Below are 25,238 nucleotides of genomic sequence, written 5' to 3' on the forward strand. Positions count from 1 at the left end.
TCGACAGCATAACTGACGCCAGGGGGGGGGTTGTCAAGGACGGGGTACGCAATGAAAGGACGTTCAGTAGCTTTCGGTAAATTTTTCCAGCAGTTCGGCGAATTTCAGCGGGTGTTCGGTATGCAGCCAGTGGCCGGCATGTTCGATCAGTTCCAGCCGGTAGCACGGGAACAGCCTGCGCATGGTGGCATAATGCTCGCGGCGGATATAGGGCGAATTCCCCCCCGCCAGGAACAGCGTGGGACCGGGATAGGTATAGCCTTCGGGAATGTAGGGCCAGCTTTCCACGTTGGGCATCGATTCCACGATTTCACGCAGGCCGATGATCCAGCCAGGGTTTTCGCCAACCCGGATGTTCTGGAGCATCAGCGCCCGCACGTCGGTATTGGCAATGTAGTGCTGGAGCAGCCTGTCCGCCCCCGCCCGGTTCAGGAAAGGGGGAAAGGGCATGCGCAGCATCTGCTCACCCAGCCCGAACTGCCCGTGGCCGGTATGGGCGGGGGGAATGTCGGCCACCAGCAGGCTGTGCACCATGCCCGGTCGTGTCAGGGCCAGGGTCATGGCGACCTTGCCCCCCATGGAATGGCCGACCAGTGTCGCGGGCAGTGCGTTGTGGTGGGCCAGTGTCTCGAGCAGGTCGGCTGCCATGACGTTGTAGTCCATCAGCCCGTGCGGGCTGTCGCCATGGTTGCGCAGGTCGATGGCCAGCGTGCGCCGTGTGCGGGCCAGCCGGCGCTGGAAAAAGCCAAGATTGCGCGCCCGCCCGAACAGCCCATGCAGCAGCACGACGGGGGGCCTGCCGACATGTCCGGGTATGGTTTCTTCCGGTCCGCGCTCGATGACGTTCAGTAGCACCAGCTTGTGTTCCTATCGTGGTGTCGCATCCATGGACGGGTGCCGGAGATCCAGCACGATCTTGCCCATATGGGACCCGTTTTCCATGAGTTTATGGGCATCGGCAACCCGCGCAAAGGGGAAGGTGGCATGGATGAGCGGGTGGATGGCGCCGCTGGCCAGCAGCGGCCAGACCCGGTCTTCAAGCTGGCGGGCGATTTCGGCCTTGTATGCCCTGTCACGCGGGCGCAGCGTGGTGCCGGTCACCACCAGCCTGCGTGTCATGATGCGGGCCAGGTTGACACCATCCGCCTTGGCGCCCCCCTGCAGGGCGATGATCACCAGACGCCCCCCGATGGCCAGCGCGCGCAGGTTTCCATCCAGATAGGACGCCCCGATCATGTCGAGGATCACATCGACCCCCGTCCCTTCCGTCAGGTCCCGGATGCGCTGGGAAAAGTCCTCGGTGCGGTAGTTTATGGCAGCCTTTGCCCCCAGCGTCGTGCACAGGGTACATTTGTCCTGTGTCCCGGCGGTGGCGTAGACCGTACCCCCCATCGCGCGCACAAGCTGGATGGCGGTGGTGCCGATGCCGCTGGTGCCACCATGCACCAGCACGCTCTCGCCGGGTTTCAGCCCCGCGGTCATGAACAGGTTCGACCAGACGGTAAAGAACGTCTCGGGCAGGCTGGCCGCCTGTATGGCGTCGAATCCGGCGGGCCATGGCAGGCACTGGCCGACAGGCACGGTGCAGTACTGCGCATAGCCGCCGCCATTGGTCAGCGCGCACACGCGCGCGCCCTGTGTGGGAAAGCTGTCACGCGGCACGTCATCGCCCACGGCCACGACCTCGCCCGCCACTTCCAGTCCCATAAGCGGGCTTGCGCCCGGCGGGGGTGGATAGAGCCCCTGGCGCTGCATGATGTCGGGCCGGTTGATGCCGGCGGCCATGACACGTACCAGCACTTCGCCCGCGCCGGGACGGGGCAGGGGCATGGTGGTGACACGCAGGGAATCGGGCGTGCCGTCTTCGGTGACGGTAATGGCCTGCATGGTGTCGGGCAGGGTGTCGGTCATGTCTCTGGCCTCCGGGGCATGTCGCGTGCTTGGGGGAGCATGGTGTAGGCGATATGGCGGGCAGGACCAGTCTGCATGGCATGGAATCGAGCAAACGTGTGGGGTCTGCGCCAGTTGCGCGGGCCTGCCGCCGGACAGAAAAAGGGCGCCGGGACCTGTGTGGTCCCGGCGCCCTGCCTGGCCGTTTTCCCGTAGGGGAAGACGGGGATCAGACGGAGTAGTACATCTCGAATTCGGCCGGATGCGGGGTGTGCTCGAACTTGTAGACTTCCTGCCACTTCACTTCACAGTAGCTCTCGATCTGGTCCTTGGTGAACACGCCGCCAGCGAGCAGGAATTCGTAGTCCGCTTCCAGTGCCGTCAGCGCCTCACGCAGCGAGCCCGCAACGGTCGGGATCTGCTTGAGTTCCTCGGGGGGAAGGTCGTACAGGTCCTTGTCCATCGCTTCGCCGGGGTGGATCTTGTTCTTGATCCCGTCCAGGCCCGCCATGAGCATGGCGGCGAACGACAGGTAGGGGTTTGCCGTGGGGTCGGGGAAGCGGACCTCGACGCGCTTCGCCTTGGGGCTGGTCGCGTACGGGATGCGGCACGAAGCGGAGCGGTTGCGCGCCGAGTAGGCCAGCAGCACGGGCGCTTCAAAGCCCGGGATCAGGCGCTTGTAGGAATTGGTGGACGGGTTGGTGAACGCGTTCAGCGCCTTGGCGTGCTTGATGATGCCGCCGATGTAGTACAGCGCCTCATCCGACAGGTCGGCATAGCCGTTGCCGCCGAATGTGGGCTTGCCGTCGCGCCAGATGGACTGATGCACATGCATGCCCGAGCCGTTGTCGCCATAGATCGGCTTCGGCATGAAGGTTGCCGTCTTGCCATAGGAATGGGCGACGTTGTGCACGCAGTACTTGTAGATCTGCATGAAGTCGGCGGAGCGGACCAGCGTGTCGAACTTGGTGCCCAGTTCGTGCTGCGACTGTGCCACTTCGTGGTGGTGCTTTTCGATGGGCAGGCCCATCTCGCCCATGGTGGTCAGCATTTCGGCGCGCAGGTCGCCTTCGCTGTCAACCGGGGCAACGGGGAAGTAGCCGCCCTTGACGCCGGGGCGGTGGCCCATGTTGCCTTCGGGGTAGTCCTTGAGCGACGCGCCGGGGCCTTCGATGCTTTCCAGCTCGTAGGTGCCGAAATTCGGGCCGGTGCCGAATCGTACGCTGTCAAAGATGAAGAATTCGGCTTCGGGGCCGAAGAAGGCGGTGTCACCCAGGCCGGTGGACTGCAGGTACTGCTCCGCCAGCTTGGCGGTCGCGCGCGGGTCACGGTTGTAGAACTGCCCGGTGGACGGTTCGACAATGTCACAGATCAGGATAAGCTGCGGCTTGGCGGAGAACGGGTCCATAACCGCGGTTGTCGGATCAGGCAACAGGATCATGTCGCTTTCGTTGATGGCTTTCCATCCGGCGATGGATGAACCGTCAAACATGAAGCCTTCGCGGAAGGTGTCTTCCTCGATCGTGGTGACGTACTGGGTCGTGTGATGCCACTTGCCACGCGGATCGGTGAAACGCAGGTCAACCATTTCCACCGCGTTTTCCTTGATGATTTCAAAGACCTTCGCGATGGCTTTGGCTGAATGCGACGGCGTGGAGGCCGCGACCGGGGCCTGTGCTTTTTTTGCCATGTCTAAATTACCTGTCCTGAACTTTAGGTGTGCCGTTCCATGCGGCGCGGTGGTTATGGTTACGGAAACGTAAGGCCCGTGTCGAGAGTCCTGACACCATGCGGTGCATGCCCGCATGGTGGTTCAGACCGCATCCGCCCCCCGTTCGCCCGTGCGGATGCGGATGACATCCACAACCGGGGTGACAAAAATCTTGCCATCGCCAATGCGGCCGGTGCGGGCGGCCCCCATGATTGCCTCGATCGCACGCTCGGTCATGTCGTCCGGGCATACGATTTCCAGCTTTACCTTGGGCAGGAAGTCGATGATGTATTCCGCGCCACGATACAGCTCGGTATGGCCTTTCTGCCGCCCGAAGCCCTTGGCCTCGATCACGGTTATGCCCATCAGACCGATTTCATGCAGGGCATCCTTCACCTCGTCGAGCTTGAAGGGCTTGATGATGGCCTCGATCTTTTTCATGCTGCTGTGTCTGTCTTCCGTCTCGTAGCTTGTGTCCGCGTTGCCGTCTGATCGGGCGGCGGGCAGGGTTGCATGGCTTTTGATTTCAGGCAATCGGATGATAAGGCAAAAAAACAGGTGCGCACGGGACGCCAAGGCTCCGTTGGGACAGGATGAGACGATGAAACCCGCGAACGCGATGCTTTCGGGACTGCCGACAACCATTTTTTCCATCATGTCCGCACTGGCGGTCAGGCATGATGCCATCAATCTCGGCCAGGGTTTCCCCGATACCGAAGGCCCCGCCGACATGGTGGAGGCGGCGGCCGGGGCGCTGCGTGACGGGCGCAACCAGTACGCCCCCCTGGCCGGCCTGCCCGAACTGCGCGCCGCCGTTGCCCGCTCCAATGAGCGGTTCTACGGAATCACGGTCGATCCCGCGCGCGAAGTGGTCGTGACCTGCGGGGCGACGGAAGCCATTACCGCGTCCCTCATGGCGCTGGTCAACCGTGGGGATGAGGTGGTGGTGTTCGAACCGGTATACGACACCTACCTGCCGGTGCTGGAAATGCTGGGCGCAACCGTGCGCACGGTGCGCCTGGCCCCGCCGCGATGGGACCTGCCGCGCGCGGAACTGGCCGCGGCCTTTGGCCCGCGTACCAAGGCGATCCTGCTCAACACGCCCATGAATCCGACCGGCAAGGTCTTCACGGCCGATGAACTGGCCTTCATCGCAGGCCTGCTTGCCCGGCACGATGCCTATGCCGTGTGTGATGAAGTGTATGAACACCTGACGTTCGCCCCGGTCCGGCATCTGCCGCTCATGGCGCTGCCGGGCATGCGCGGGCGTACGATCCGCATTGGCAGCGCGGGCAAGAGCTTTTCCCTTACGGGGTGGAAGGTGGGGTATGTGACCGCCCCCGCGCCGCTGGCTGATCTGGTGGCGAAGGCCCACCAGCTGCTGACCTTTGCCGTGGCCCCCAACCTGCAGCGCGCCGTGGCGGTGGGGCTGGACAAGGATGGCGCCTATTTTACCCGGCTGGCCGGGGGGATGCGCGCGCGCTGCCAGCAGCTGGGCGATGGGCTGCGCCAGGCAGGGTTTGGCGTGCTGCCGTGTGATGGCGGCTACTTCGTCATTGCCGATATCGCGCCGCTTGGCTTCACGGGCGGGGATGTCGCGTTCTGTGAGCAGATGACCGCACGGGTCGGGGTCGCGGCCATTCCCGTTTCCGCCTTTTATGACAGCCGGGGCGTGGACATACCCGACCGTTATGTCCGCTTCGCCTTCTGCAAGCGGCCAGAGGTGATCTCAGGCGCCATCACGCGCCTGCAGACCGTGCGCGAACGGCTGTGTACCGGAAAAATTGCGGAAACCCAAAAAGGGTAATTGACGCGCCCGTGCTGCTTTTCTATATAGCAGCGCAGTTGTGGCGGACGTAGCTCAGTCGGTAGAGCGCCGGTTTGTGGTACCGGTTGTCGCGGGTTCGATCCCCGTCGTTCGCCCCAACCCACGTTATCCCAGATAAAATTGTGTTCCGGATGGCAGGCTGTTTCAGTCCGTACCGCCAAACGTGTGGGCAAGCCCCACCGCCAGGGGCGTGGGGTCCAGCCCGAGCTGTGCCCGCATGGGCACTATATCGAATATCTTGTCTTCCATCAGCCGACGCACCTCGGCAGGCCTTATGCGCGGCAGTCCCGGCACGGGCAGCCGGGCCAGCAGCATGAGCAGCCGCCCCGGCACCGGCACGGCCGGGCGGGGATGCAGCCCGGCCGCAAGGGCCACCCTGCGGGTGAAGTCACGGTAGGTGACCTGTTCCCCCCCGGCAATGACAAGTTCATGCGCTCCCTCCCATTTCCGGCCAAGGGCCGCGATGAGGGCGCGCGTCACATCGCCCTGCCATATGGGCTGGATACGGGCCTGCCCCCCGCCGGGCAGCGGCAGTACCGGCAGGCGGCGCATGAGGGCGGCCAGGCGCTGCACGTTGTCTTCCCCCCGCGCGCCATAGATCATGCTGGGATGCAGCAGCACGCCCCGGTGGCCCGAACGTGCAAACGCACGCGCCCCCGCCATTACGCCACGGGCATGGGAATCAGGCCAGCGGGTAAAGATGCGTGTGCTGCCAAGCGCCACGATGCCTGCTGACAATGGTGCAGCCGCCACAACGGCGGGCAGGTGGCGGGCATGGGCTGTCAGAACAATGGATGTGGCATCCGCCAGTGCCGCGCGCAGGGCGGCGGTTCCGTGCGCCAGGTCGGCCATGCGGGCCGGAACCGCCATACCGCTTTCCCGCCAGCGCGGCAGGCTGCGCACGATGGGCACGATGGCGCACCCCCGTGCGGTCAGGGCATGGCAGAGCGCCAGTCCCGACCGGCCGGTCGCGCCGATGACATGCACCGGCCCACCGATTCCCATCAGGGCGTGGAAATGGTCAGGCCCAGCGGCGCCGCAATCGAAGGATCGCCCGCCATGGACAGGGCAACGCCCAGCATCATCAGGTTGACCGGCTTCATCGGGCGCAGCGCGATCTGCAGCGGGTGATCCTGCGGGGATTGCACGAACCGGCCCATTGCGCGCATCGAGGCATCATCGGATGTGGCCAGCGAGGCCAGCAGGGCCTGGCGGTAGGCATCCACTTCCGTGTTGCGGCTTTTTGCCAGTCCCGCCACGATATGCTCGGCCAGCGAATGGTCTTCCCATGTCAGTGCGGCGGAGACGATGCGCGCGGTCTCGGGGATGATGGCCATGTCATCAAACGGAATCTGGTCCAGTTCCGCCACCACGGACAGGTTGCCCATCTCCGGCGCCTCTACTGTCATGGGTTCCAGATGCACGCGGCCCGCACTGCGGTCACTGGTGCTGTTGATATGGATGTTGCCGGTAAAATGGTCATAGCCGAATGCATTGAGGATGGAGGGATTGTCCGTGCCGGTGGACCACAGCGTGAGGCTGGTCAGGTCCGTGTCCATCTTGTCCTCCGTCTCGGTGGAGAAGCGCGATGTGGTGACATGGTCGATCTGGAGCATGGGGTGGGTGCTGGCGATCTCCACCTTCTTCAGGTCCATGGTCTGCGGGTGGCGTTCATGGATCAGGTGGCCGGACTGGATCAGGCTGGCGACCTCGCTGGCGAAGTCCGGCCCGTCAAGCCGGATATGCTCGACCGCGATGCGGCGCGAGGGGGTCAGGTTGATCTGGGTCGCCAGCTTCTCCACATCGAGATGCGAGGACCGTCCCACCCCGTACTGGCCGATCACCATGCGTCCGATGGTGACATCGGTCTGGCTGGCGGGAATGGCCAGGTGCAGGTTGGTGAAGGTGCCGGTGTCCAGCACGAGCGAATCGAAGCCCAGCGGGCGGGCCGTTTCCGCCGTGACGCGCGCGGTATTGGGCATGACAAGATTGCCCAGCGCCACCTGGTCGAGCGAGATGGTGCTGTCCTGTGTCATGACCTTCACGTCACGCAGTACGATGCTGCCGATCTTCTCCCCCTGCACGTTGTTGCCGGTCAGTCCGCCCAGGCGCACGTCGGCCGCGATCAGCGTCATGGCCGGATTGCGGTAGGTCACCGCGGTAAAATGCGCGCCGCGCGCCAGCGTGCGCGGCCGGGCCGTGGCGTAGCTGAACGTGGCGTCCGGCCCGAGGGAGGCGCGGAAGTCGGCGATACCGGCCTCCAGCCTGCGCTGGGCGAAGTGATGCACCCCCCAGCTGCCAACCAGTAGAACAAGTATGAGCAGGGGAATGGCGGGATAGAGTTTCTTCACGAGCCTGATATCCGTAATGACCTTGAGATGAGTGCTATCGCATTACCGCCCCCTTCGGCAATCGCCCGTGGGGGAGAGCAGGCGGGAAAGAAGGTGGTATCATGATACCACATGCGTTTTTTTACCGGAAAAATGCCGTCCATACGGGATTATGTGCTTGACGTTCGTGTCCCGTACGGATGATAACGCGCCACCTGTTACCGCGACATTACTGGACGGAACACTGAATCCATGAAGACCACACTTTCGCTGAAGCCCGCCGAGGTGACGCGTGGCTGGACCCTGATCGACGCCGAGGGCCTCGTTCTGGGCCGTCTGGCCGCCATCGTTGCCCAGCGCCTGCGCGGCAAGCACAAGCCCCAGTTCACTCCGCATGTTGATTGTGGCGACAATATCGTCATCATCAACGCCGAGAAGGTCCGCCTGACCGGCAACAAGGTGGACCAGAAGCTGTTCCATTACCACACCGGCTACCCCGGTGGGATCAAGGAACGCACGATCACCCAGCGCCTGACCGGCAAGAACCCCGGCCACGTGGTGCGCAAGGCGGTCGAGCGCATGATCACCCGCGGCCCGCTGCAGCGCGCGCAGATGAAGCATCTGTACGTCTATGCCGGCAGCGAACACCCGCATGAAGGCCAGAAGCCGCAGGTGCTCGATGTCGCGGCGCTGAACCGCAAGAATGCCGTCAACACCCAGAAGGTCGGGGGCTGAACCACATGTCTGAAACCCAAGAACGTACAGGCACGCTGGCTGACCTGAAGGACGCGGTTGCGTCCGGCCAGGTCGTTTCCTCCCAGGAAGCCGCACCCGTCTATGAAGCCAAGCGCGATGCGCAGGGCCGTTCCTACGCCACCGGCCGCCGCAAGGACGCCGTGGCCCGCGTGTGGATCAAGCCGGGCAAGGGCGACATCATCGTCAATGGCCGTCCGGTCGGCACCTACTTCGCCCGCCCGGTGCTGCGCATGCTGATCACCCAGCCCTTCCTGGTGGCGGACCGTTACAACCAGTTCGACGTGTACTGCACGGTCGTTGGTGGTGGTCTGTCCGGTCAGGCCGGTGCGGTCCGTCACGGCATCAGCCGTGCGCTGACCCATTACGAGCCCGCGCTGCGCAGCATCCTGAAGGCTGCCGGCTTCCTGACGCGCGATTCGCGTGTTGTTGAACGTAAGAAGTACGGCCGCGCCAAGGCCCGTCGTTCCTTCCAGTTCAGCAAGCGCTGATCCTGCCTTTCCCGTGGCATGCCACGGGATACGGGTTCTGCAACGGGGTCGGTCCGGAAACGGACCGGCCCCGTTGTGCATCCGGTCTGCTGCCTGCAGGCATGAAAAAAGTTTCCGGTGAAGCTTTTTTCAAAATCTCCGGAAGAACGCCACTTTTCCTGGAAGGCGGTGCCCGGAAATTTTCTTTGTTTGAAAACAGCCGTTACGCAAAGGGATTGGGCACCCTGGCCGCCTTGTGCGGCGGCAGGCTGTCGGGCAGATCCTTCTGCGCGGCCAGTGTATCGACCACCTGCTGCATGAATGCCAGAAGCGCGCGGGCGCGTTCCAGCCCGGCCCTGTCTCGGCTGAGGTCGGTCTGGCCATAGAAGGCGATGCTGTCGGTGCCGTTTTCAGCTGTCATCCCGCCAATGGTGCGGCTGGTGGCATTGTCGGCAAAAGGCACCAGGGGTGTGCTGGCATCGGATGCGGGGCGGTGTTCCGTCATGGCGGGTCTCCTGTGCGGGGCGCGCGCGTTTACCAGTGCAAGGACGTGCGGCGCGAATAATGATGGCGACGGCGATACGTTGCCGTACGCTTCTGGCCAAAGGGCAGGGCCATACAGGTCTGTTTCAGGCGTGCGGGCAGGGCGGGAAACGGATCGACCCCCGTCATGCGTGTGAGTTCCGTCACGCTGACATGGCTGCACCCGGGATTGCGCGTCACGTTATGGCATACATACACCCCCGTCTGCTGCCTGCGCGGTGAATAGATTGCCTTCCATGTGGATGTGGGCACAAGCACCCGGTCGGCACCTATGGCCGCAAGGGTGCTGGCGTGGAAGGCCGGGCCGGTCACGACATACAGTTCGCCTTCCCGCAGGGTCAGCCTGCGCAGGCCCGATTCGATCATGGCCCATTTTTCCCGGTTCAGCGTGGCACGCTGGGGCACGATGTTGGACAGGGCGAAGGTTTCTTCCTGCGTCTGGCGGTCGGGCATGTCGCCGGATGGCGTCATGTGCCCCCGGTCAAAGCCGGAGCGGACATAATCCTCCAGTTCCGCGCGTGATCCGGGGGGGATGCGGGTATCGGGATGAAATTCTCCCTCCCGGGGGGTGGACATGGCGGCACGTACCATCGCGGTGTCCAGATGTTCCGCCGACCACAGGGGTTCGCGTGCAAGACCGGAATACAGCACCGCGAATTTCGTGCTGCACAGTACCTGGGTCTGTGGCGCCATGCGGGGATTGTCCAGAACGGGCAACTGCCCGCCCGCCCCCAGTGCGGCGCAGTCTTCAGCCCGGGCGCCGGGGTTGCCCGTCACGGCCAGCAGGCAGGCCAGCAGCAGGGCAGGCCGCAACCCATGGTAGAAGAAATGGCATGTGGGCACGGACTGGTGTTATCCATCTGTTCTGGTAAAACAGGCCTATTCATGAAACATCCGACAGGGCAGGGCAATGGCGGAACATCCCGATTCAGGTCCTTCCGGCTCCCGGCAGCCTTCCTATGTCCTGCACCGGCGTGAACTGCCGCCCACACGGCGTGAGCGCTGGCTGCGCATTGCGCTGCGTGTGGTGACGGCGGTGCTGGCGGCGGGGGCGCTGACCGACCTTGTGCTGCGTGTGATCCGCAACGGGCATTAGGGTGTCGGCCCCGGTTTCTGGCCGGGTGGCGGCAGGTCGGCATCCTGCCTGCGGGCCAGGGCTATGGTGACATCCACGGTTTCCTGATTGACCTGGGCATCAAAGAGCGGATTGACCACGAGGTTCTGGACAAGGCCGGTCATGTCACCAAAACGCAGGTGGTCCCAGTCCATGCGGTCGTGCGCCTGCCGCGTGAAGTCAAAGCCCAGCATGGGGCGGGATGTGCCGTCAGGGGCAATGTAAGACCAGGCGAAGTGGCAGCGCGCCGGGGCACCGCGCTGGGTGAACAGCGCATGGACAAAGCCGGGCGTCGCATCCGTCTGTACCGTGTTCATGAGATAATGCGGTGCCTGCCGCTGCAGGGCAGGCGTGACCTGCGCATTGAACAGTCCCGCCTGCACCATTTCCGGCACATGGGTCATGAAAACGGACTGGTTCATGGTGATCTCGACCCGGCACGGCGTGGTGCTGGCAATGCGGGTCTCGATACCCCATGCATGGGCCGTGCTGTGCACATCCGTAATGGGTGTGGGATAGGGCGCGCCTGCCGCATGGGCCATGCCGGGCATCAGGGCGTATGTAGAAAGACACAGGGCCAGTGCCATGTTCCGTAGCGGATGGTGGTACGGGGCGTGGGCGTTGCGGGGGGGGACAGGGCAGGGCAAGGGCAGGCACCGGTTGTACTGGGTGGGGCGGACGGGCTGGCTACGGCATGCGGATGCCGCGCCCTTTTGTGTCACGGTGCGGCGCGCCCTGCCACCCCCACCTACGGGTAGGGTGCCATGCTGTGCATCAATACTTTGCAATGGGACGGAATATCACGAAACTCCTGCCAGAATGGCGGTTCTGTTCTGTAATGATTGCGTATCGATCCGTACAGATGCAATCCAGTCATTGAAATGACACAATAACAGGGCTTTCATGCCGCCTGTCCCACACCATGGTCCGAGCGTGGAGTGGCTGGTGAATTCATGGCAAAATAAGACACAACTCCTTATTAAAGAATGTCTTTTTGCAATATCGTGAACGGGAAACTTTTCATGGCGCGCTGCGTTGGCGCCCATGTCATGCAAATAACAGCAAGACACCGGAGGCGCATGTCACGCCCCATGCCCGCAGGGGCACGGGCTGCAACGCAGGCCAGCCAAACCGGTGGTCCAGGTCAGGAAACCATGTTTGATTCAAAAATAATAGAAGTCGATGGCGTGTTCGTGGGCGCGGCCATCATTACCGGCATCGCGACATCGCTGCGCTTTTATGCCACGCATGAAAGCGTGCGCTCGCTGCATAACATGCTCATGCCCGATCTTCGGGTATTGCGGGAGCATGTCACGGCGACATTCCATCGCATGGGGCACAGGCTGCCAGCCCCGCGCCGGACATAAGGATATCCCGCCCCTGCATGATGACAGGCACGGCATGTCATACGGATATGAAAGATACCCCGGCGGGTATGCCCCCGCCGGGGTGTGCTGCCTTTTGGCGCAGGACCGTCAGCGGCTGGTGCGGCGACCAAGCTGGCTGACATCGCGCACCGCACCCCTGGCCGCGCTGGTGGTCAGCGCGCTGTAGGCCTGCAATGCAACCGAGACCTCACGCTTGCGGTCGGGCTGCCAGGCACGGTCGCCGCGTTCCTCCATGGCGTCACGGCGGGCGGCAAGATCCGCATCGCTTACGGTGGTGCGCAGGATGCGGTTGGGGATGTCGATCTCGACGGTATCGCCTTCCTCCAGCAGCCCGATGATGCCGCCTTCCGCCGCTTCAGGCGAGATATGGCCGATGGACAGCCCCGAACTGCCGCCTGAGAAGCGGCCATCGGTAATCAGCGCGCATTTTTCGGCCAGTCCCTTGGATTTCAGGTAACTGGTCGGGTACAGCATTTCCTGCATGCCCGGGCCGCCCTTCGGTCCTTCATAGCGGATCACCACGACATCACCCGGCACGATCGCATTGCTCAGGATGGCGGAAACGGCGGCATCCTGACTTTCAAAGATACGCGCGGGCCCGGTAAAGGTCAGCAGGCCGGGAGCCACGCCCGCGGTCTTCACGATCGCGCCGTCTTCCGCCAGATTGCCAAACAGCACCGCAAGCCCGCCATCCTGGCTGTAGGCGTGTTCCGCGTCACGGATCGCGCCGCCGACGCGGTCGGTATCCAGCGCCGCATAGCGGCTGGACTGGGAGAACGCCTGCGTGGTCCGCACCCCACCGGGCGCGGCGCGGAAGAAGGTACGCGCATCCTCATCCGCCGTGCTGGTGCCGATATCCCACTTTTCCAGTGCGGCGCTGACACTGGGGGCATGCACGCTGGGCGCATCCATGTGCAGCAGCCCCATGCGCGCCAGTTCCCCCATGATGGCGGGAATGCCGCCCGCGCGGTGCACGTCCTCCATATGGATGTCCATGCGTGAGGGCGAGACCTTGCACAGGTTGGGTACCCTGTGGGACAGCCGGTCGATGTCGGACATGGTGAAATGTACCCTGCCCTCATGGGCTGCGGCCAGCAGGTGCAGCACGGTGTTGGTCGACCCGCCCATGGCGATATCGACCGACATGGCATTCTCGAACGCAGGCTTGGTGGCGATGCCGCGCGGCAGGGCGGTGGCATCGTCGTTTTCATACCACCGGCGGGCCAGCGCCACGATTTCGCGTCCCGCACGCATAAACAGTTCGCGCCGGTCGGCATGGGTGGCGACAAGGCTGCCATTGCCCGGCAGCGCCAGGCCCAGCGCTTCGGTCAGGCAGTTCATGGAATTGGCGGTGAACATGCCCGAGCACGACCCGCAGGTGGGGCAGGCCGAGCGTTCGATGGTGGCGGACTGTTCATCACTGACATCCGCATTGGCCGCTGCCACCATGGAGGTGATCAGGTCGGTGCGCTGCTCGGTGCCGTTGGTGATGATCTTGCCCGCTTCCATCGGCCCGCCAGAGACGAAGATGGTGGGGATGTTGAGCCGCATCGCCGCCATGAGCATGCCCGGCGTGATCTTGTCGCAGTTGCTGATGCACACCAGCGCATCGGCGCAGTGGGCATTGACCATGTATTCCACCGCATCGGCAATCAGCTCGCGCGAGGGCAGGCTGTACAGCATGCCGCCATGGCCCATGGCGATGCCGTCATCCACCGCAATGGTATTGAACTCCCGCCCGATGCCGCCTGCATCGGCCACAGCGCCCGCGACAAGCTGGCCCAGGTCCTTGAGGTGCACATGGCCGGGCACGAACTGCGTGAAGGAATTGGCGATGGCGATGATCGGCTTGCCGAAATCACCGTCCTGCATGCCGGTTGCACGCCACAGGCTGCGCGCACCGGCCATGTTGCGGCCATGGGTCGTAGTGCGGGAACGATAGGCGGGCATGACGGTGACCTCTCGCGACAATCGGGTTGGCATCATAAAACGGCATGAAGTTGCCTGACCGCATACAGGACACGCGCCCTGCACGCCAGTCCAAACCTGCCGTTAACCGTAACCGGTCACGCTGGGGCAGGGTCGCAACTCCATGTGCGGCCATCCGTTCATCTGATATCCCTTCCGCCCCTGCACAAGGAGTGCCTGCAGCATGCCTCAGCCCGATCATTCCGACACCCCGCCTGGAACAGCGCGGCGCGGCCTGCTGGCGCAGATACGCTTTCCGTTTCTCGGGGTGCTGGCGGTGGGGGTGCTGGCGCTGGTCATTTTCTGGTCCTGGGACTGGTTCATTCCCATGGTGGAACGCAGGGCCGGGGCGGCGCTGGGGCGCAGGGTCAGCGTGGCGCACCTGCATGTACATGTCGGCCGTGTGATCCGCATCACGGCCGACGGGGTGCGGATTGACGAACCCGAAGGATTCGACACCCTGCCGCCCTTCGCCACCGCCGACCACCTGATGGTGGGGATCAGCCTGTGGCACCTGCTGGGTGGCAGGGTGGACCTGCCGGTCATTGCGCTGGACAGGCCCGTGGTGGAACTGAACGAGAAGCGTGACGGGAGCGCCAACTACCATTTCCCGTCCAGCGGTGGTGGCGGTTCGACCGCCATGCCGCGTATTGGCGAGCTGAATATCGAGGCGGGCCAGCTCCACCTTGTCCATGCCGGCCTGCGCAGCGACATGCGCGCACAGGTCCATACCACGCCGGGAAAGGGCGACGTGCAGCCCCGCATCGTGGCCGATCTGCGCGGGACCTATACCGGGCAGGCCATCATCGGGCATTTTTCGGGCGGGGCGCTGGTCTCGCTGGCCGACAGGACCCGGCCCTATCCGGTTGATGTGGACGTGCGCCACGGCCCCACGCGCCTGACGCTGATCGGCACGGTGGATGATCCGCTGTCCTTTGCCGGTACACGGCTGAAGCTGACGCTGGCGGGGCCGGACATGTCGCTGCTCTATCCGCTGACGGGCGTGGTGATTCCCCAGACCCCCGCCTACCATGTCGCGGGCAGCCTGGATTATCATGACAGGCGGGTGCGCTTCCGTAATTTTGAAGGTGTTGTCGGCTCCAGCGACCTTGGCGGCACGCTGGACGTGGACCCGCACCAGAGTGTGACATTTGTCGATACCAACCTGCATTCACGCCATGTGGACCTGGCGGACCTGGGCGGTTTCTTTGGCGCGACACCGGGTGAGCATCCCTCCACCACCCAGCAGGCGGCACAGGAAAAGGCGCATGAGGCCAGTGGCGCGGTGCTGCCTTCCACACCGATCAACATGCCCCGTCTCAAGGCCACCAATGTCCATCTTGTCTATCATGGCGACCATATCGAAAACCGCCATACGCCGCTCGACAACATCGATGTGCTGGCCGATATCCGCGATGGTACGATCGATGTCCATCACCTGAACTTTGCCGTGGGCAAGGGAACGCTGGCCAGCAGCGGCACCTTCGTACCGCAGGGCAACGGCATGGATGCGCGCATCCGCATCGACATGGAACAGATCGACCTGGCCCGGCTGATGCAGGCCATGGGGCATAACCTGCACGGGCAGGGGATCATTGGCGGGCATATCGTGGTGCATGGCCATGGCCAGTCGCTGGCCCAGATCGTGGGTGATGGCGATGGCGGCATTACCATGGCGCTGGATGATGGCGGCGATATTTCCGCCATCCTGCCCGACCTGGTGGGGCTGGAACTGGGCAAGGCGCTGCTTTCCGCGCTGGGCCTGCCCGCGCGGACCGACCTGAAATGCCTGATTGCCGACATGCCGCTGCAGGACGGCGTGTTCCACACCCGCACCATGCTGCTGGAAACGGGGGATACGCGCACCGTGGGCAGCGGGGACATCAGGTTCAGCAACAATACCATCGACTATAAACTGCTCACGCATTCACGGCATTTCGCCATCGCCTCCTTTCCCGGCCCGCTTTACATCACGGGTGCGCTCAGGAGCCCGAATATCAGACCGGGGGCGGAAATCATCGGCCGGGCCGTGGCGTCCGTGCTGACGGGTTTCGTGTTCTCGCCCATAGGGCTGCTGCCCACCATTGAAGGCGGCGTGGGCAAGAATTCCTCCTGCGCCAGTGCCATCCGGGAGGTGAACGAGAACCCGGCCGCAGGTATCGCGCCCCATGCCAACCATCCCGCCAGACGGGGCAGGCACGGGCATGGAACTCCCGTGGGAACATCCGGGCAGCATGATGTGAATGCCGGCAGTCATGCCGGTGGCACCGAAAATGCTACCGGCGGGCTGAGCGCAGCCGAACGCGCGCGGATCCGGGCGGCCTGGGCGCACAGGCAGGCAGCCCATTGAGGAGTGGAATCCCCGCTTGACCATGCAGGGCATTTCAGCAAAAAGGAACAGGTGCCGCAGGGAACCCGCAACAGCGGGCCGATCCTGCCGCCATGCCGGGTTAGCACAGTGGTAGTGCAGCGGTTTTGTAAACCGAAGGCCGGGGGTTCAAATCCCTCACCCGGCACCACATTTTCAAAAGAAAACAGTCAGTTAGAAAAAGCGCACGGGGCGCATGAAGCGCACGCTTCGCATACGGCCCCGGCAAACAAGCCGGACAACCATAAAGCAGTTTCTGGTGAAGCTTTTTTCAAAACGCTTCGGGGAACGCCGCCTTTTTCTGGAAAAGGCGACGTTATTTGAAAATCGTATTATTTCAGAACAGTCGCTTACGCAAAAATCCGTTCCAGCCACGCGTCAACCGTATCACCGCTGCCGATGGCAGGATCGATCAGTCCGTCGACCATGAAGGTGGGAGAGACGTGAATGCCGTTCTGCCGCGAATACCTGCACTGCCACTTGATGGCCTTCTGCAGTTCCGGCACGGCAAAGGCGGCCGCCAGTTCCAGCCCGCTAAGGCGTTCGATCCGCTTTATGATGTCATTGGGTGTGGCATCCATGTTGGGGCCGGCGCAGTGATCGGTAAACTCGAATGATTCGCGGTGCGCGCCCACGGCGGCCATGACGGTGCGGGCCGCGTCACGACCACCCTCCAGGGTTGCCGCGGCAAGGATGCAGCGCACGATGACACCGGAAAACATGTGCCATGGCTGGGATTGCAGGCGGATCCGTATGGTGATCCGCTCATCCCCCGCACGGGCCAGCAATTCCGGCAGTTTGTTGAATGCCCGTACTGAAAACGGGCAGGTCGGTTCCAGGAAGGCCTCGAAAATTTTCGGACCATGCCCCCATTCAAGCGGGGCGACGTGGAGGGAGGGGACGGTCATGATCATGATGCTCCTTCAGGCGGGCCGCTGTTCTCCCGGCCGGGTGGCGCAGGGGATGCGTGCCGCATGGTGTCCATGGCCGGGGGGCGCGCCGCGCATGACCGGCCTGAACATGGAAGGCCGTCAGCGCCGCTGGGCGGACAGGCGGCGCATATGGGCGCGATAACCCCTGCGGCCCAGTATCTTCATGATGGGCAGGCTTGCATTGAGCAGCGGCATGAAGGTGAGGCAGGCATGGGTGAACAGCTTGTCAAATACGGAACTGAAGCGTTCGCGGCTGCCGCGTTCACAGCATTCAAGGATACGCGCGGCCGTGACATCGGGTTCCTGTGGCGGGTCGATAAAGTTGTAGATCGATCCGCCGGCCTGCATTTCCCGGCTCAGCATGGGGGTGTTGACGCTGGCGGGATAGAGGGATGACACCGCGATGCGTCGGGGCCGGAGTTCCTGCTCCAGCGCGCGGGCAAAGCCGCGCAGACCGAATTTCGCCGCCGTGTAGACACTGCTGCCCGCCAGCGGAAACACCGCCGCCATCGAGTTCACGAAGACGATATGCCCCCCCCCGCGCATGCCGGGCAGCAGGGCATTGGTCAGTTCGATCGGGGCCAGCAGATCCACCGCAATCTGCTCGGCCGTCATGGCGCTGTCCAGTTCCCCCACCGGTTGTGGCGCGATCACGCCCGCGCAGTGTACCAGTATGTCGATGGCAGGCTCATGACTGGTAATGGCCGTGGCTGCCGTGCATATGCTGTTCATATCCGTCAGGTCACAGGGTACGACCGTAATGCCGGGCATGTCCGTTGTGGCGTGACGTGAAAGGATGATGACCCTGTACCCGCAGCCCAGCATGCGCTGCACCAGTGCGCGCCCGATTCCGCCCGTAGCACCCGTTACAACCGCAACCCGACTGGACCTGTCGTTTAAATCGCTATTTTCCAATGACCTACATACTTCCCTGACCGCAACGCCCATTGTAGCGCCTGATACGCGCCACAGTGGACATTCCGCAAGCTGTTTTCCCTGTGGGGAAAGAGAATACTTTCCCGTTGCTTGATGGGGGTCATGCTATCGGTAACGAAATCATCCGTCGATCATTCGTTGGCTGGAAATCAACTGATCCGCCAGCCAGGGCCAATATCAGCCACCGGATGCTTCTGCCGGAGCACCGGGAGCATGGAAAAAATGGGTACGCATCCATACCCATCCCTATGGTCATGCCCGCAGACCGCCAGGTCAGTACAGGATGTTCGATATCTCGAATGGTTCTTTCACCTGAAAAACAGTCCGATCAGATTCCATGAGGAGTGGATAGCGAGCCGCGCCGTGTCAGAGTGTGCTTGCTGAAACTCTCTGGAGGGCAGAACCATGCTCGAGGCATCTGATCATCCCACGACCCCGGTCGCTATCCGCGTTGATCTTGGCGCGATCTTCGTTTCACTGGAACTTGGAAAATCGAGTTGGCTGGTCACATCGCTCTCACCCGGAAGCGAGAAGATGTCGCGCCACTCGGTTCAAGGTGGCGATATTGCGGGCCTGTTCGGCTGTTTCACTAGTCTTCGTGACAAGGCCCGCGCTCGGGAAGGAAGACTTTTTCCGCTTGTGGTGATTCAGGAAGCCGGATTGGATGGATTCTGGATCGATAGAGCCTTGAAGCAGGAGGACTGGATCGAGAGCCATGTCGTCGATGCGGCGTCGATCGCAGTTCCCCGCAAGCACCGGCGTGCAAAGACGGATCGTATCGACGGGGAGATGCTGGTCCGTACGCTGCTGGCGTTCAAACGCGGAGAGGCACGGGTCTGCTCAATGGTCCGCCCTCCATCACGGGAAGAGGAAGACCGCCGACGTCTCAGTCGGGAGCGTAAGGTTCTGGTGGGCGAGCGCACGCGGCATATCAACCGCGTCCAGGGCCTGCTGCTGAGCCAGGGCATTCGAGGTTACCGGCCGCTGCGACGGGATCGGCGTGCCTGTCTCGACGAGTTGCGAACGGGCGATGGTCATCCCTTGCCGAAGCATCTCAAGGCGCAGATCGGACGAGAACTGGACCGCATCGAACTTCTCATGGAACAGATTAAAATGGTTGAGAGCGAACGGGACGAATTGGCAAAAGTGAATGACAACAATCAATGTTCGCCAGTTGTCCTGTTGCAGGGTCTCAGAGGGATTGGCGCCGAGTTTGCCACCGTTCTGACGCAGGAAGGACTGTTCCGGCATTTCGACAACAGGCGGCAGGTCGCGGCTTATGCCGGTCTGGCGCCTTCGCCGTGGAAAAGCGGATCGATCGACCGTGAACAAGGCGTCTCGAAATCCGGTAATCCGCGCCTGCGCACGGCCATGATCCAGCTTGCCTGGCTGTGGCTCCGCTACCAGCCTGACACCGCGCTGGCGCAGTGGTTCCATGAACACGTGGGCGCAAGAAGTAACCGGAGCCGCAAAACGGCGATCGTTGCCCTGGCCCGCAAGCTTCTTGTTGCGCTCTGGAAATATGTCACGAGTGGTGTCGTTATCGATGGCGCGCATCCGGCGTCCCGCTGATGGAAACACCACAGACATAAACCCCATCCCCAGGACCTGATCAGTCCTGTGGATCCAGGTGAACGGACCGATCGGCCCCATGGCTTGCAATGCCGACCTTTCAGAATGGTCCCGTTCTCCTGAGCCTTTGCCCCGAATGCGGGATAGTGGTGCTGCCGCGCGCGAGCGGCGACCGGATGTGAGGTTCTACAGGTGCGGCATCGCGCCGGTAGTCGTTAAACAGGCTCAGACCATGGATCCAAAACACGGAGAAGAAAAAATGATCTCGCAGTGAAAGTGGCCATTGACGTGAAACTCCTCATGTGAGGGGCTGATATTACATTCACGAACCGATGCAATACCTGCGCCGTGATGGTCATTACGGGTTCAAGAAATGAAGCATGTGGATGTAAATTGGAAAGGGTATATAAATAATAAACACATGTATATTAATTTTTTATTCCGTATTATTTATATTTTGTAAATAAAAATATTAAATAATACTATCGGGGAGAAAAAGGGTATATTTCATGAAAATGATATAGGTCCGGCAATCTCCGGATTTCCTGCCGCCCTCTGGCTCCCTGCCATAAGGAGATAACGGTTTCTGACAATGAGCACAGTGTCCCCTGCCTTCTTCCCCGACGCATAGGAAAAAGGTCCGGGAATACCACAACCGATAGGCGATTGTGAAAATTCTTTAAATATTTCAATGGGTTGTCGTGGCGGAGAGAGTGGGATTCGAACCCACGGTACGCTATTAACGTACACACGCTTTCCAAGCGTGCGCCTTAAGCCGCTCGGCCATCTCTCCAGCCGTTACCGGGTTCCATGCCATCCCTTGGCGGCCGTACCCGATGCGGCGGAACATATCACCAAATTTTATTGGCGCAAGAGGAAAACGCCATGCCCATGCCACCCGCCCCGATTGCGCGGGGCGGGGCGGCATGACGGCAGGCTACTGGTCCATCTTGAGTGCGGCGAGGAAGGCGCTCTGCGGTATCTCCACCTTGCCGAACTGGCGCATGCGCTTCTTGCCTTCCTTCTGCTTGTCCAGCAGCTTGCGCTTGCGCGAGATGTCACCGCCATAGCACTTGGCCGTCACGTCCTTGGACATGGCGCCAATGGTCTCACGCGCGATGATGCGGCTGCCAATGGCGGCCTGCACCGCGATCTTGAACAGCTGGCGGGGGATCAGTTCCTTGAGCTTGGCGCAGATCGAGCGCCCGCGCGTTTCCGCTGCCGAGCGGTGGGCGATGAAGGACAGCGCATCCACCGGCTCCTGATTGACAAGGATGGAGATGCGCACGAGATCGCTCTCCTCATACCCGTCCATCTGGTAATCGAAGCTGGCATAACCGCGCGTGACCGACTTCAGGCGGTCGTAGAAGTCGAACACCACCTCGTTCAGCGGCAGGCGATAGACCGCCATGGCGCGGTTGCCGACATAGGTCAGGTCAATCTGCACGCCGCGCCGCTCGCTGCACAGGGTCAGCACCGCGCCCAGATATTCGTCCGGCACCATGATGGTGGCGCGGATCCACGGTTCCTCGATCGTCTCGATCAGGGACTGGTCGGGCATGTCGGCGGGGTTGTGCAGTTCCGCCTGCTCGCCATTGGTCAGTTGCATGCGGTAGACTACGGACGGGGCGGTGGCGATCAGGTCCAGGTCGAATTCGCGGCTCAGGCGCTCCTGGATGATTTCCAGATGCAGCAGGCCAAGGAAGCCGCAGCGGAAGCCGAAGCCCAGCGCCGCCGATGTCTCGGCCTCGTAATGGAAGGAAGCGTCGTTGAGCCGCAGCTTGGCCAGGCTGTCACGCAGTTTTTCAAAATCATCGGCCACGATGGGGTACATGCCGCACCACACCACGGGAATGGAGGGCTTGAAGCCCGCCAGCGGGGCATCGGCCGGGCGGCGGTCGTCGGTAATGGTGTCGCCCACGTTGGTGTCGGCCACGGTCTTGATGGCGGCGTTGATGTAGCCGATCTCACCCGGGCCCAGTTCGGCCACGTTGGTCATGCGGGGGGCGAACACGCCCACCTGGTCGACCAGATGCACCACGCCCGACGACATCATGCGGATGCGCATGCCGCGCTTCAGCCGCCCTTCCTTCACGCGCACCAGCGTGATCACGCCCAGATACGGATCGTACCAGCTATCGACCAGCAGCGCCTTGAGCGGGGCTTCGGCATCACCCGTGGGCGGCGGCAGGCGCTTGACCAGCGCTTCCAGAACGGCCTCGATGTTCAGTCCGGTCTTGGCCGAGACCTCGACCGCGTCATCGGCGGGAATGCCCACCACTTCCTCGATCTGTTCCTTTACGCGCGGGCAGTCGGCGGCGGGCAGGTCCACCTTGTTCAGGACCGGCACGATCTCGTGGTTGGCGTCGATGGCCTGGTACACATTGGCCAGTGTCTGCGCTTCCACCCCCTGGGATGCATCGACCACCAGCAGCGAACCCTCGCACGCGGCAAGCGACCGGCTGACCTCATAGGCAAAGTCCACGTGGCCTGGCGTGTCCATCAGGTTAAGGACATAGGTCTTGCCATCTTCCGCCGGATAGGTCAGGCGTACGGTCTGCGCCTTGATGGTGATGCCACGTTCACGTTCCAGGTCCATGTTGTCCAGGACCTGGTTGGTCATTTCCCGCTGTGTCAGCGCGCCGCAGGCCTGGATCAGCCGGTCGGCCAGGGTGGATTTCCCGTGGTCGATATGCGCGATGATCGAGAAATTGCGGATCAGGGAGAGGGGCGTGTCGGTCATGGGCGAGACATAGTGTAAAATTGGGAGAAAGTCAGCCGCTACCTGTCGGTCGCGTGTAAAATATCCGCCTGTCCGCGCGCGGCTACATGCAGGCCATTGTGATGCGGTGGATACGGGTTGCGCCATCCAGAATGATTTCCTCACCCTCTATGGCGGCAAGCCCCTTTATGCGGACAAGTTCATGCACGGGCGCCGTGACCGGCGCGTCATGCCAGCGTTCCGTCACGATGCCGCAGCACGCCATGCCCTGCGGGGTATGGAGGAGTACGCGGTCATGCACCCGGATCGCGGCGGTGGGGGAGACGACCAGCGTGCCCCCCTTGCGAAAAATCGGCTCCATGGTGTCGCAATCCACATGCACGGCATAGGAATGGTGGTCCGCCATGCCATGGAATTCCCATTTCTCCCACCGTTCACCTTCGGGCAGGCCGGTTGCATCGAACAGTTCGGGGTGGGCAAGCTGGGAAAAAGGCGCGATCTTCAGGTGCGAATGGTGCGTCTTGCTGGTGGTGTCCGGGTCATGATGGCCCGACAGCAGGCGGCTGAATCCCTCAAAGGAAATGCCGGTGGCTGACAGCGTGCGCGCAAGACTTTCCGTGCCCGGCCAGCGTGGCCGCCCCGAAGGCGTGATCCGCTTGGAGGGATTGAAGGTCGTGCTGTCCAGACCCGCCGCACGGGCAAGGCCGGAGGGAGTCAGCCCCCGTTCGGCGGCCAGGCGGTCTATGGCGCGCCAGATGTCGTCGTGGCTGATCATGTTGGCAGTTTCAGTATCTCGGTCCTGTGGCGTGCATGCCCCTGCTCGGTCAGGGTGAAGCGATCGTCCCCGGTCCGGGCCAGGCCCATGCCTTCCAGCCGGTGCAGGCAGGGCGCATCCCCCACGGTCGCGGGGCGACCGGACTGTCCGCTCAGTTTCAGCCGGTGCAGGGCCGAACGGCAGCATGATTCGAGATAGGGTTCATTCCACATGGGACCACCAGAAAAGCAGGAGAGCAGTACCGCCGCCATTGCATGAGAGTGCACTGGCAGGATTCAGGCATAGGTGGCGTGTGTGCTTGCTGATGTCACATAGTGGCATTATTGCGGCATGTCTACTACGCGGGGCGGTTGCGCCTGCGCCTGAATGGAAGGAGGCATGTGCCCCTTGCGCTACGCTTTCAGCAATTGATTACCATATTCTGTACGTGATGGTAACGCATTGACATATTTCTGGCCAATCCATGCCATATGCCAGTGTAAAGCTTATGTAGAAAACTCTTTGACCAAGGTTATGTCTATGAAATTCCGCAGATATGTTCTTGTTTTTTCCATTGCTGCCGCTACCGTTACCGGAACCGCGGGTGCAATGGCGGCTGATTGCAACAGCAGCCAGAACACGCCCGGCTGGGATGTGCTGGGCCGTGTCGCCCATGCGGGGGACTGCGCGGACAACCGGCTGCAGTCCTATCGCAATAATGTTGACCAGAGCGTCCAGAATCGTGAGCAGAGCTGGAAGGACGGGCAACAGAACCTCAGGCAGGATTATGACAATCGGGTGGACAGCCTGAAGCAGAATACGGTTGGTAAATGGGACAGCGCGCGCGACAGCGAAGCGCAGAAGCTGGCCGACCAGCGCTCGCGCGTTGACCAGAAGATCCAGAACGGCCGTGACCGGCTGGATGCAATCCGCAACGCGCCCAGGAACCGGCTGGACGACCTGCGCAACGCAGGCAGCACGGAACGCCAGCGGTGGGACAACCTCAAGAGCGACACCCGCTCCAACGTCAATAATTTTCTGGATGGTGGCAGCCAGCAGGGTAACCAGTAACAGCTGTGTCCCGGCCGGTTGGACCGGTACGGGCCGGTCCGTGGCATCAGGGCCCGTTACCCTTGCGGTAACGGGCTTTTTTCATGGCTGCGCGCTCATGCCCAGGCTGAAGGCGCGCGACCCGCCTGCGGTGGGATGTTGTGGCCGTGTAACCTGCACAAGATAGAGGTCATCATCCGGCACGCTCCATGACTGCACCGCCGCGGCAGGGGCATGACGGGGATCAAGCACCTGCATCTGCAGCCCGGTGCCTGCCGGTTCCAGCCGTGCGGTGACCTGCTCGCCCCGGTGCAGGCCAACGCGGTAGATGCACTGCGCGCCCGGCCGGAGCTGCCCACGCCATTCAAGCCGCATGCCGGGTGCCAGATCCTGCGCCGGGTTGCACAGCGGCGGGACGGTATCCAAGTTTTCAAGCAGGGTGCGGATGTCGGCAGGTCTGGCAGGTGGTGTGGAACCGAGGGTGTATATCTCGACCCGGCCGGGGTTGAGCAGGCCCACGGTCATGTTGCGCCCCTGCCGGTCGGTCAGGAGCCAGGCGATGCGGCTGCCGCCTTCATGCTGCCTGTTGCCGGTCATGAACAGCGTGTCGCCCATAGGTTGCAATGGCCCTGCCACCTGCATGTTCTGCACGAAGGTCGCATACCGCCCACCAAGCAGCTGCCGCAGCGTGGTGGCCAGCGGTCCCGTGTCAAACAGCCCTGTATCGGGTGCGTAATGCCCGCTTGCCATGGTCAGTTCTTCCGCAAGCGAGGCAGCAGGATCAGCGGCGGGTGGTGGAACGGCAGGGGCCGCGCAGGCGGAAGCGATACCTATGGCGGCAAAGGCACAGAAACTGGCAACGACAGGGCGGGGAAGGAACACGGGCAGACCTGAATCGCATGGTTAAGA

24 protein-coding genes and 3 tRNA genes are annotated in these 25,238 nt (G+C 62.5%); 10 read left to right on the forward strand and 17 right to left on the reverse strand.

Going from position 1 to position 25,238, the window contains the following annotated elements:
- Window positions 1-63 precede the first annotated feature (63 nt).
- From LDL32_RS13510 to LDL32_RS13525, 4 genes are all read right to left on the reverse strand, one after another.
- Complete coding sequence (locus LDL32_RS13510; protein ID WP_233067759.1) at window positions 64-855, reverse strand: alpha/beta fold hydrolase; 792 nt, start codon at window positions 853-855, stop codon at window positions 64-66.
- 12 nt (window positions 856-867) lie between these two features.
- Window positions 868-1,911: an NAD(P)H-quinone oxidoreductase gene (locus LDL32_RS13515; protein WP_233067761.1), complete on the reverse strand. Its 1,044-nt coding sequence runs from the start codon at window positions 1,909-1,911 to the stop codon at window positions 868-870.
- Window positions 1,912-2,119: 208 nt separating this feature from the next.
- The gene (gene glnA, locus LDL32_RS13520; protein ID WP_233067763.1) at window positions 2,120-3,580 is read right to left on the reverse strand and encodes a type I glutamate--ammonia ligase; all 1,461 of its coding nucleotides are present in this window, start codon (window positions 3,578-3,580) and stop codon (window positions 2,120-2,122) included.
- 123 nt (window positions 3,581-3,703) lie between these two features.
- A complete protein-coding gene (locus LDL32_RS13525; RefSeq protein ID WP_233067764.1) occupies window positions 3,704-4,042 on the reverse strand; it encodes a P-II family nitrogen regulator in 339 nt (112 codons plus the stop codon).
- Window positions 4,043-4,202: 160 nt separating this feature from the next.
- Between LDL32_RS13525 and LDL32_RS13530 the strand changes: the two genes are divergently transcribed.
- Window positions 4,203-5,408 (forward strand): aminotransferase, encoded by a 1,206-nt coding sequence (locus LDL32_RS13530; RefSeq protein WP_233067766.1) that lies wholly within the window; start codon window positions 4,203-4,205, stop codon window positions 5,406-5,408.
- Window positions 5,409-5,451: 43 nt separating this feature from the next.
- Window positions 5,452-5,527: transfer RNA gene (locus LDL32_RS13535), tRNA-His, on the forward strand.
- Window positions 5,528-5,573: 46 nt separating this feature from the next.
- Here LDL32_RS13535 and LDL32_RS13540 read toward each other — a convergent pair.
- Window positions 5,574-6,434 carry an SDR family oxidoreductase gene (locus LDL32_RS13540; RefSeq protein WP_233067768.1) on the reverse strand — a complete coding sequence of 287 codons (861 nt, stop codon included), beginning with the start codon at window positions 6,432-6,434 and terminating at the stop codon, window positions 5,574-5,576.
- A complete protein-coding gene (locus tag LDL32_RS13545) occupies window positions 6,434-7,780 on the reverse strand; it encodes a hypothetical protein (protein ID WP_233067770.1) in 1,347 nt (448 codons plus the stop codon). The genes LDL32_RS13540 and LDL32_RS13545 overlap by 1 nt, the downstream gene beginning before the upstream one ends.
- Window positions 7,781-8,011: 231 nt before the next feature.
- Here LDL32_RS13545 and rplM point away from each other — a divergent pair, with 231 nt between their 5' ends.
- Together rplM and rpsI are read left to right on the forward strand one after the other, a co-directional pair.
- Window positions 8,012-8,494 (forward strand): 50S ribosomal protein L13, encoded by a 483-nt coding sequence (gene rplM / locus LDL32_RS13550; protein WP_233067772.1) that lies wholly within the window; start codon window positions 8,012-8,014, stop codon window positions 8,492-8,494.
- Window positions 8,495-8,499: 5 nt separating this feature from the next.
- Window positions 8,500-9,003, forward strand: coding sequence for a 30S ribosomal protein S9 (gene rpsI, locus LDL32_RS13555; protein ID WP_102325205.1), 504 nt, complete (start codon window positions 8,500-8,502; stop codon window positions 9,001-9,003).
- A 202-nt stretch (window positions 9,004-9,205) separates the two neighbouring features.
- Here the strand turns inward: rpsI and LDL32_RS13560 are convergent, their stop codons facing one another.
- Complete coding sequence (locus LDL32_RS13560) at window positions 9,206-9,487, reverse strand: hypothetical protein (RefSeq protein WP_233067775.1); 282 nt, start codon at window positions 9,485-9,487, stop codon at window positions 9,206-9,208.
- 29 nt (window positions 9,488-9,516) lie between these two features.
- Window positions 9,517-10,338 carry a DNA/RNA non-specific endonuclease gene (locus LDL32_RS13565; protein ID WP_255673943.1) on the reverse strand — a complete coding sequence of 274 codons (822 nt, stop codon included), beginning with the start codon at window positions 10,336-10,338 and terminating at the stop codon, window positions 9,517-9,519.
- 97 nt (window positions 10,339-10,435) lie between these two features.
- On the opposite strand from LDL32_RS13565, the gene LDL32_RS13570 reads away from it, so the two are divergent.
- On the forward strand, window positions 10,436-10,621 hold the full coding sequence (locus LDL32_RS13570; RefSeq protein ID WP_233067780.1) for a hypothetical protein: 186 nt from the start codon (window positions 10,436-10,438) through the stop codon (window positions 10,619-10,621).
- Here LDL32_RS13570 and LDL32_RS13575 read toward each other — a convergent pair.
- The gene (locus tag LDL32_RS13575; RefSeq protein WP_233067782.1) at window positions 10,618-11,226 is read right to left on the reverse strand and encodes a hypothetical protein; all 609 of its coding nucleotides are present in this window, start codon (window positions 11,224-11,226) and stop codon (window positions 10,618-10,620) included. The two genes, LDL32_RS13570 and LDL32_RS13575, sit on opposite strands and share 4 nt — an antisense overlap.
- Window positions 11,227-11,793: 567 nt before the next feature.
- Between LDL32_RS13575 and LDL32_RS13580 the strand changes: the two genes are divergently transcribed.
- A complete protein-coding gene (locus LDL32_RS13580) occupies window positions 11,794-12,006 on the forward strand; it encodes a hypothetical protein (protein ID WP_233067785.1) in 213 nt (70 codons plus the stop codon).
- A 108-nt stretch (window positions 12,007-12,114) separates the two neighbouring features.
- On the opposite strand, the gene ilvD is transcribed toward LDL32_RS13580, so the two are convergent.
- Window positions 12,115-13,977: a dihydroxy-acid dehydratase gene (gene ilvD, locus LDL32_RS13585; protein ID WP_233067788.1), complete on the reverse strand. Its 1,863-nt coding sequence runs from the start codon at window positions 13,975-13,977 to the stop codon at window positions 12,115-12,117.
- Window positions 13,978-14,179: 202 nt separating this feature from the next.
- On the opposite strand from ilvD, the gene LDL32_RS13590 reads away from it, so the two are divergent.
- A complete protein-coding gene (locus tag LDL32_RS13590) occupies window positions 14,180-16,345 on the forward strand; it encodes an AsmA family protein (protein WP_233067790.1) in 2,166 nt (721 codons plus the stop codon).
- Window positions 16,346-16,439: 94 nt separating this feature from the next.
- A tRNA-Thr gene (locus LDL32_RS13595) sits at window positions 16,440-16,514 on the forward strand.
- Between the two features lie 199 nt (window positions 16,515-16,713).
- Here the strand turns inward: LDL32_RS13595 and LDL32_RS13600 are convergent.
- Window positions 16,714-17,271 carry a thioredoxin gene (locus tag LDL32_RS13600; RefSeq protein WP_233067793.1) on the reverse strand — a complete coding sequence of 186 codons (558 nt, stop codon included), beginning with the start codon at window positions 17,269-17,271 and terminating at the stop codon, window positions 16,714-16,716.
- A 123-nt stretch (window positions 17,272-17,394) separates the two neighbouring features.
- Window positions 17,395-18,210 (reverse strand): SDR family oxidoreductase, encoded by an 816-nt coding sequence (locus tag LDL32_RS13605; protein WP_233067795.1) that lies wholly within the window; start codon window positions 18,208-18,210, stop codon window positions 17,395-17,397.
- A 426-nt stretch (window positions 18,211-18,636) separates the two neighbouring features.
- On the opposite strand from LDL32_RS13605, the gene LDL32_RS13610 reads away from it, so the two are divergent.
- Window positions 18,637-19,803, forward strand: a complete 1,167-nt coding sequence (locus LDL32_RS13610; protein WP_051672012.1) for an IS110 family transposase — start codon at window positions 18,637-18,639, stop codon at window positions 19,801-19,803.
- A gap of 702 nt (window positions 19,804-20,505) precedes the next feature.
- Here LDL32_RS13610 and LDL32_RS13615 read toward each other — a convergent pair.
- The 4 genes from LDL32_RS13615 to LDL32_RS13630 form a co-directional block, all read right to left on the reverse strand.
- Window positions 20,506-20,596: transfer RNA gene (locus tag LDL32_RS13615), tRNA-Ser, on the reverse strand.
- Window positions 20,597-20,740: 144 nt separating this feature from the next.
- Window positions 20,741-22,546, reverse strand: a complete 1,806-nt coding sequence (lepA, locus tag LDL32_RS13620; RefSeq protein WP_233067797.1) for a translation elongation factor 4 — start codon at window positions 22,544-22,546, stop codon at window positions 20,741-20,743.
- Window positions 22,547-22,628: 82 nt separating this feature from the next.
- A complete protein-coding gene (locus tag LDL32_RS13625; RefSeq protein ID WP_233067800.1) occupies window positions 22,629-23,300 on the reverse strand; it encodes a helix-turn-helix transcriptional regulator in 672 nt (223 codons plus the stop codon).
- Window positions 23,297-23,512, reverse strand: a complete 216-nt coding sequence (locus tag LDL32_RS13630; RefSeq protein ID WP_233068914.1) for a hypothetical protein — start codon at window positions 23,510-23,512, stop codon at window positions 23,297-23,299. Before LDL32_RS13630 ends, LDL32_RS13625 begins: the two co-directional genes overlap by 4 nt.
- Before the next feature lie 376 nt (window positions 23,513-23,888).
- Between LDL32_RS13630 and LDL32_RS13635 the strand changes: the two genes are divergently transcribed.
- Window positions 23,889-24,350: a hypothetical protein gene (locus LDL32_RS13635; RefSeq protein WP_233067802.1), complete on the forward strand. Its 462-nt coding sequence runs from the start codon at window positions 23,889-23,891 to the stop codon at window positions 24,348-24,350.
- 81 nt (window positions 24,351-24,431) lie between these two features.
- Here the strand turns inward: LDL32_RS13635 and LDL32_RS13640 are convergent, their stop codons facing one another.
- Window positions 24,432-25,211, reverse strand: a complete 780-nt coding sequence (locus LDL32_RS13640) for a hypothetical protein (RefSeq protein ID WP_233067804.1) — start codon at window positions 25,209-25,211, stop codon at window positions 24,432-24,434.
- Window positions 25,212-25,238 lie beyond the last annotated feature (27 nt).

Origin of the sequence: Komagataeibacter sp. FNDCF1 (genome assembly GCF_021295335.1) — a bacterium.
In the GTDB taxonomy this organism is placed as follows: domain Bacteria; phylum Pseudomonadota; class Alphaproteobacteria; order Acetobacterales; family Acetobacteraceae; genus Komagataeibacter.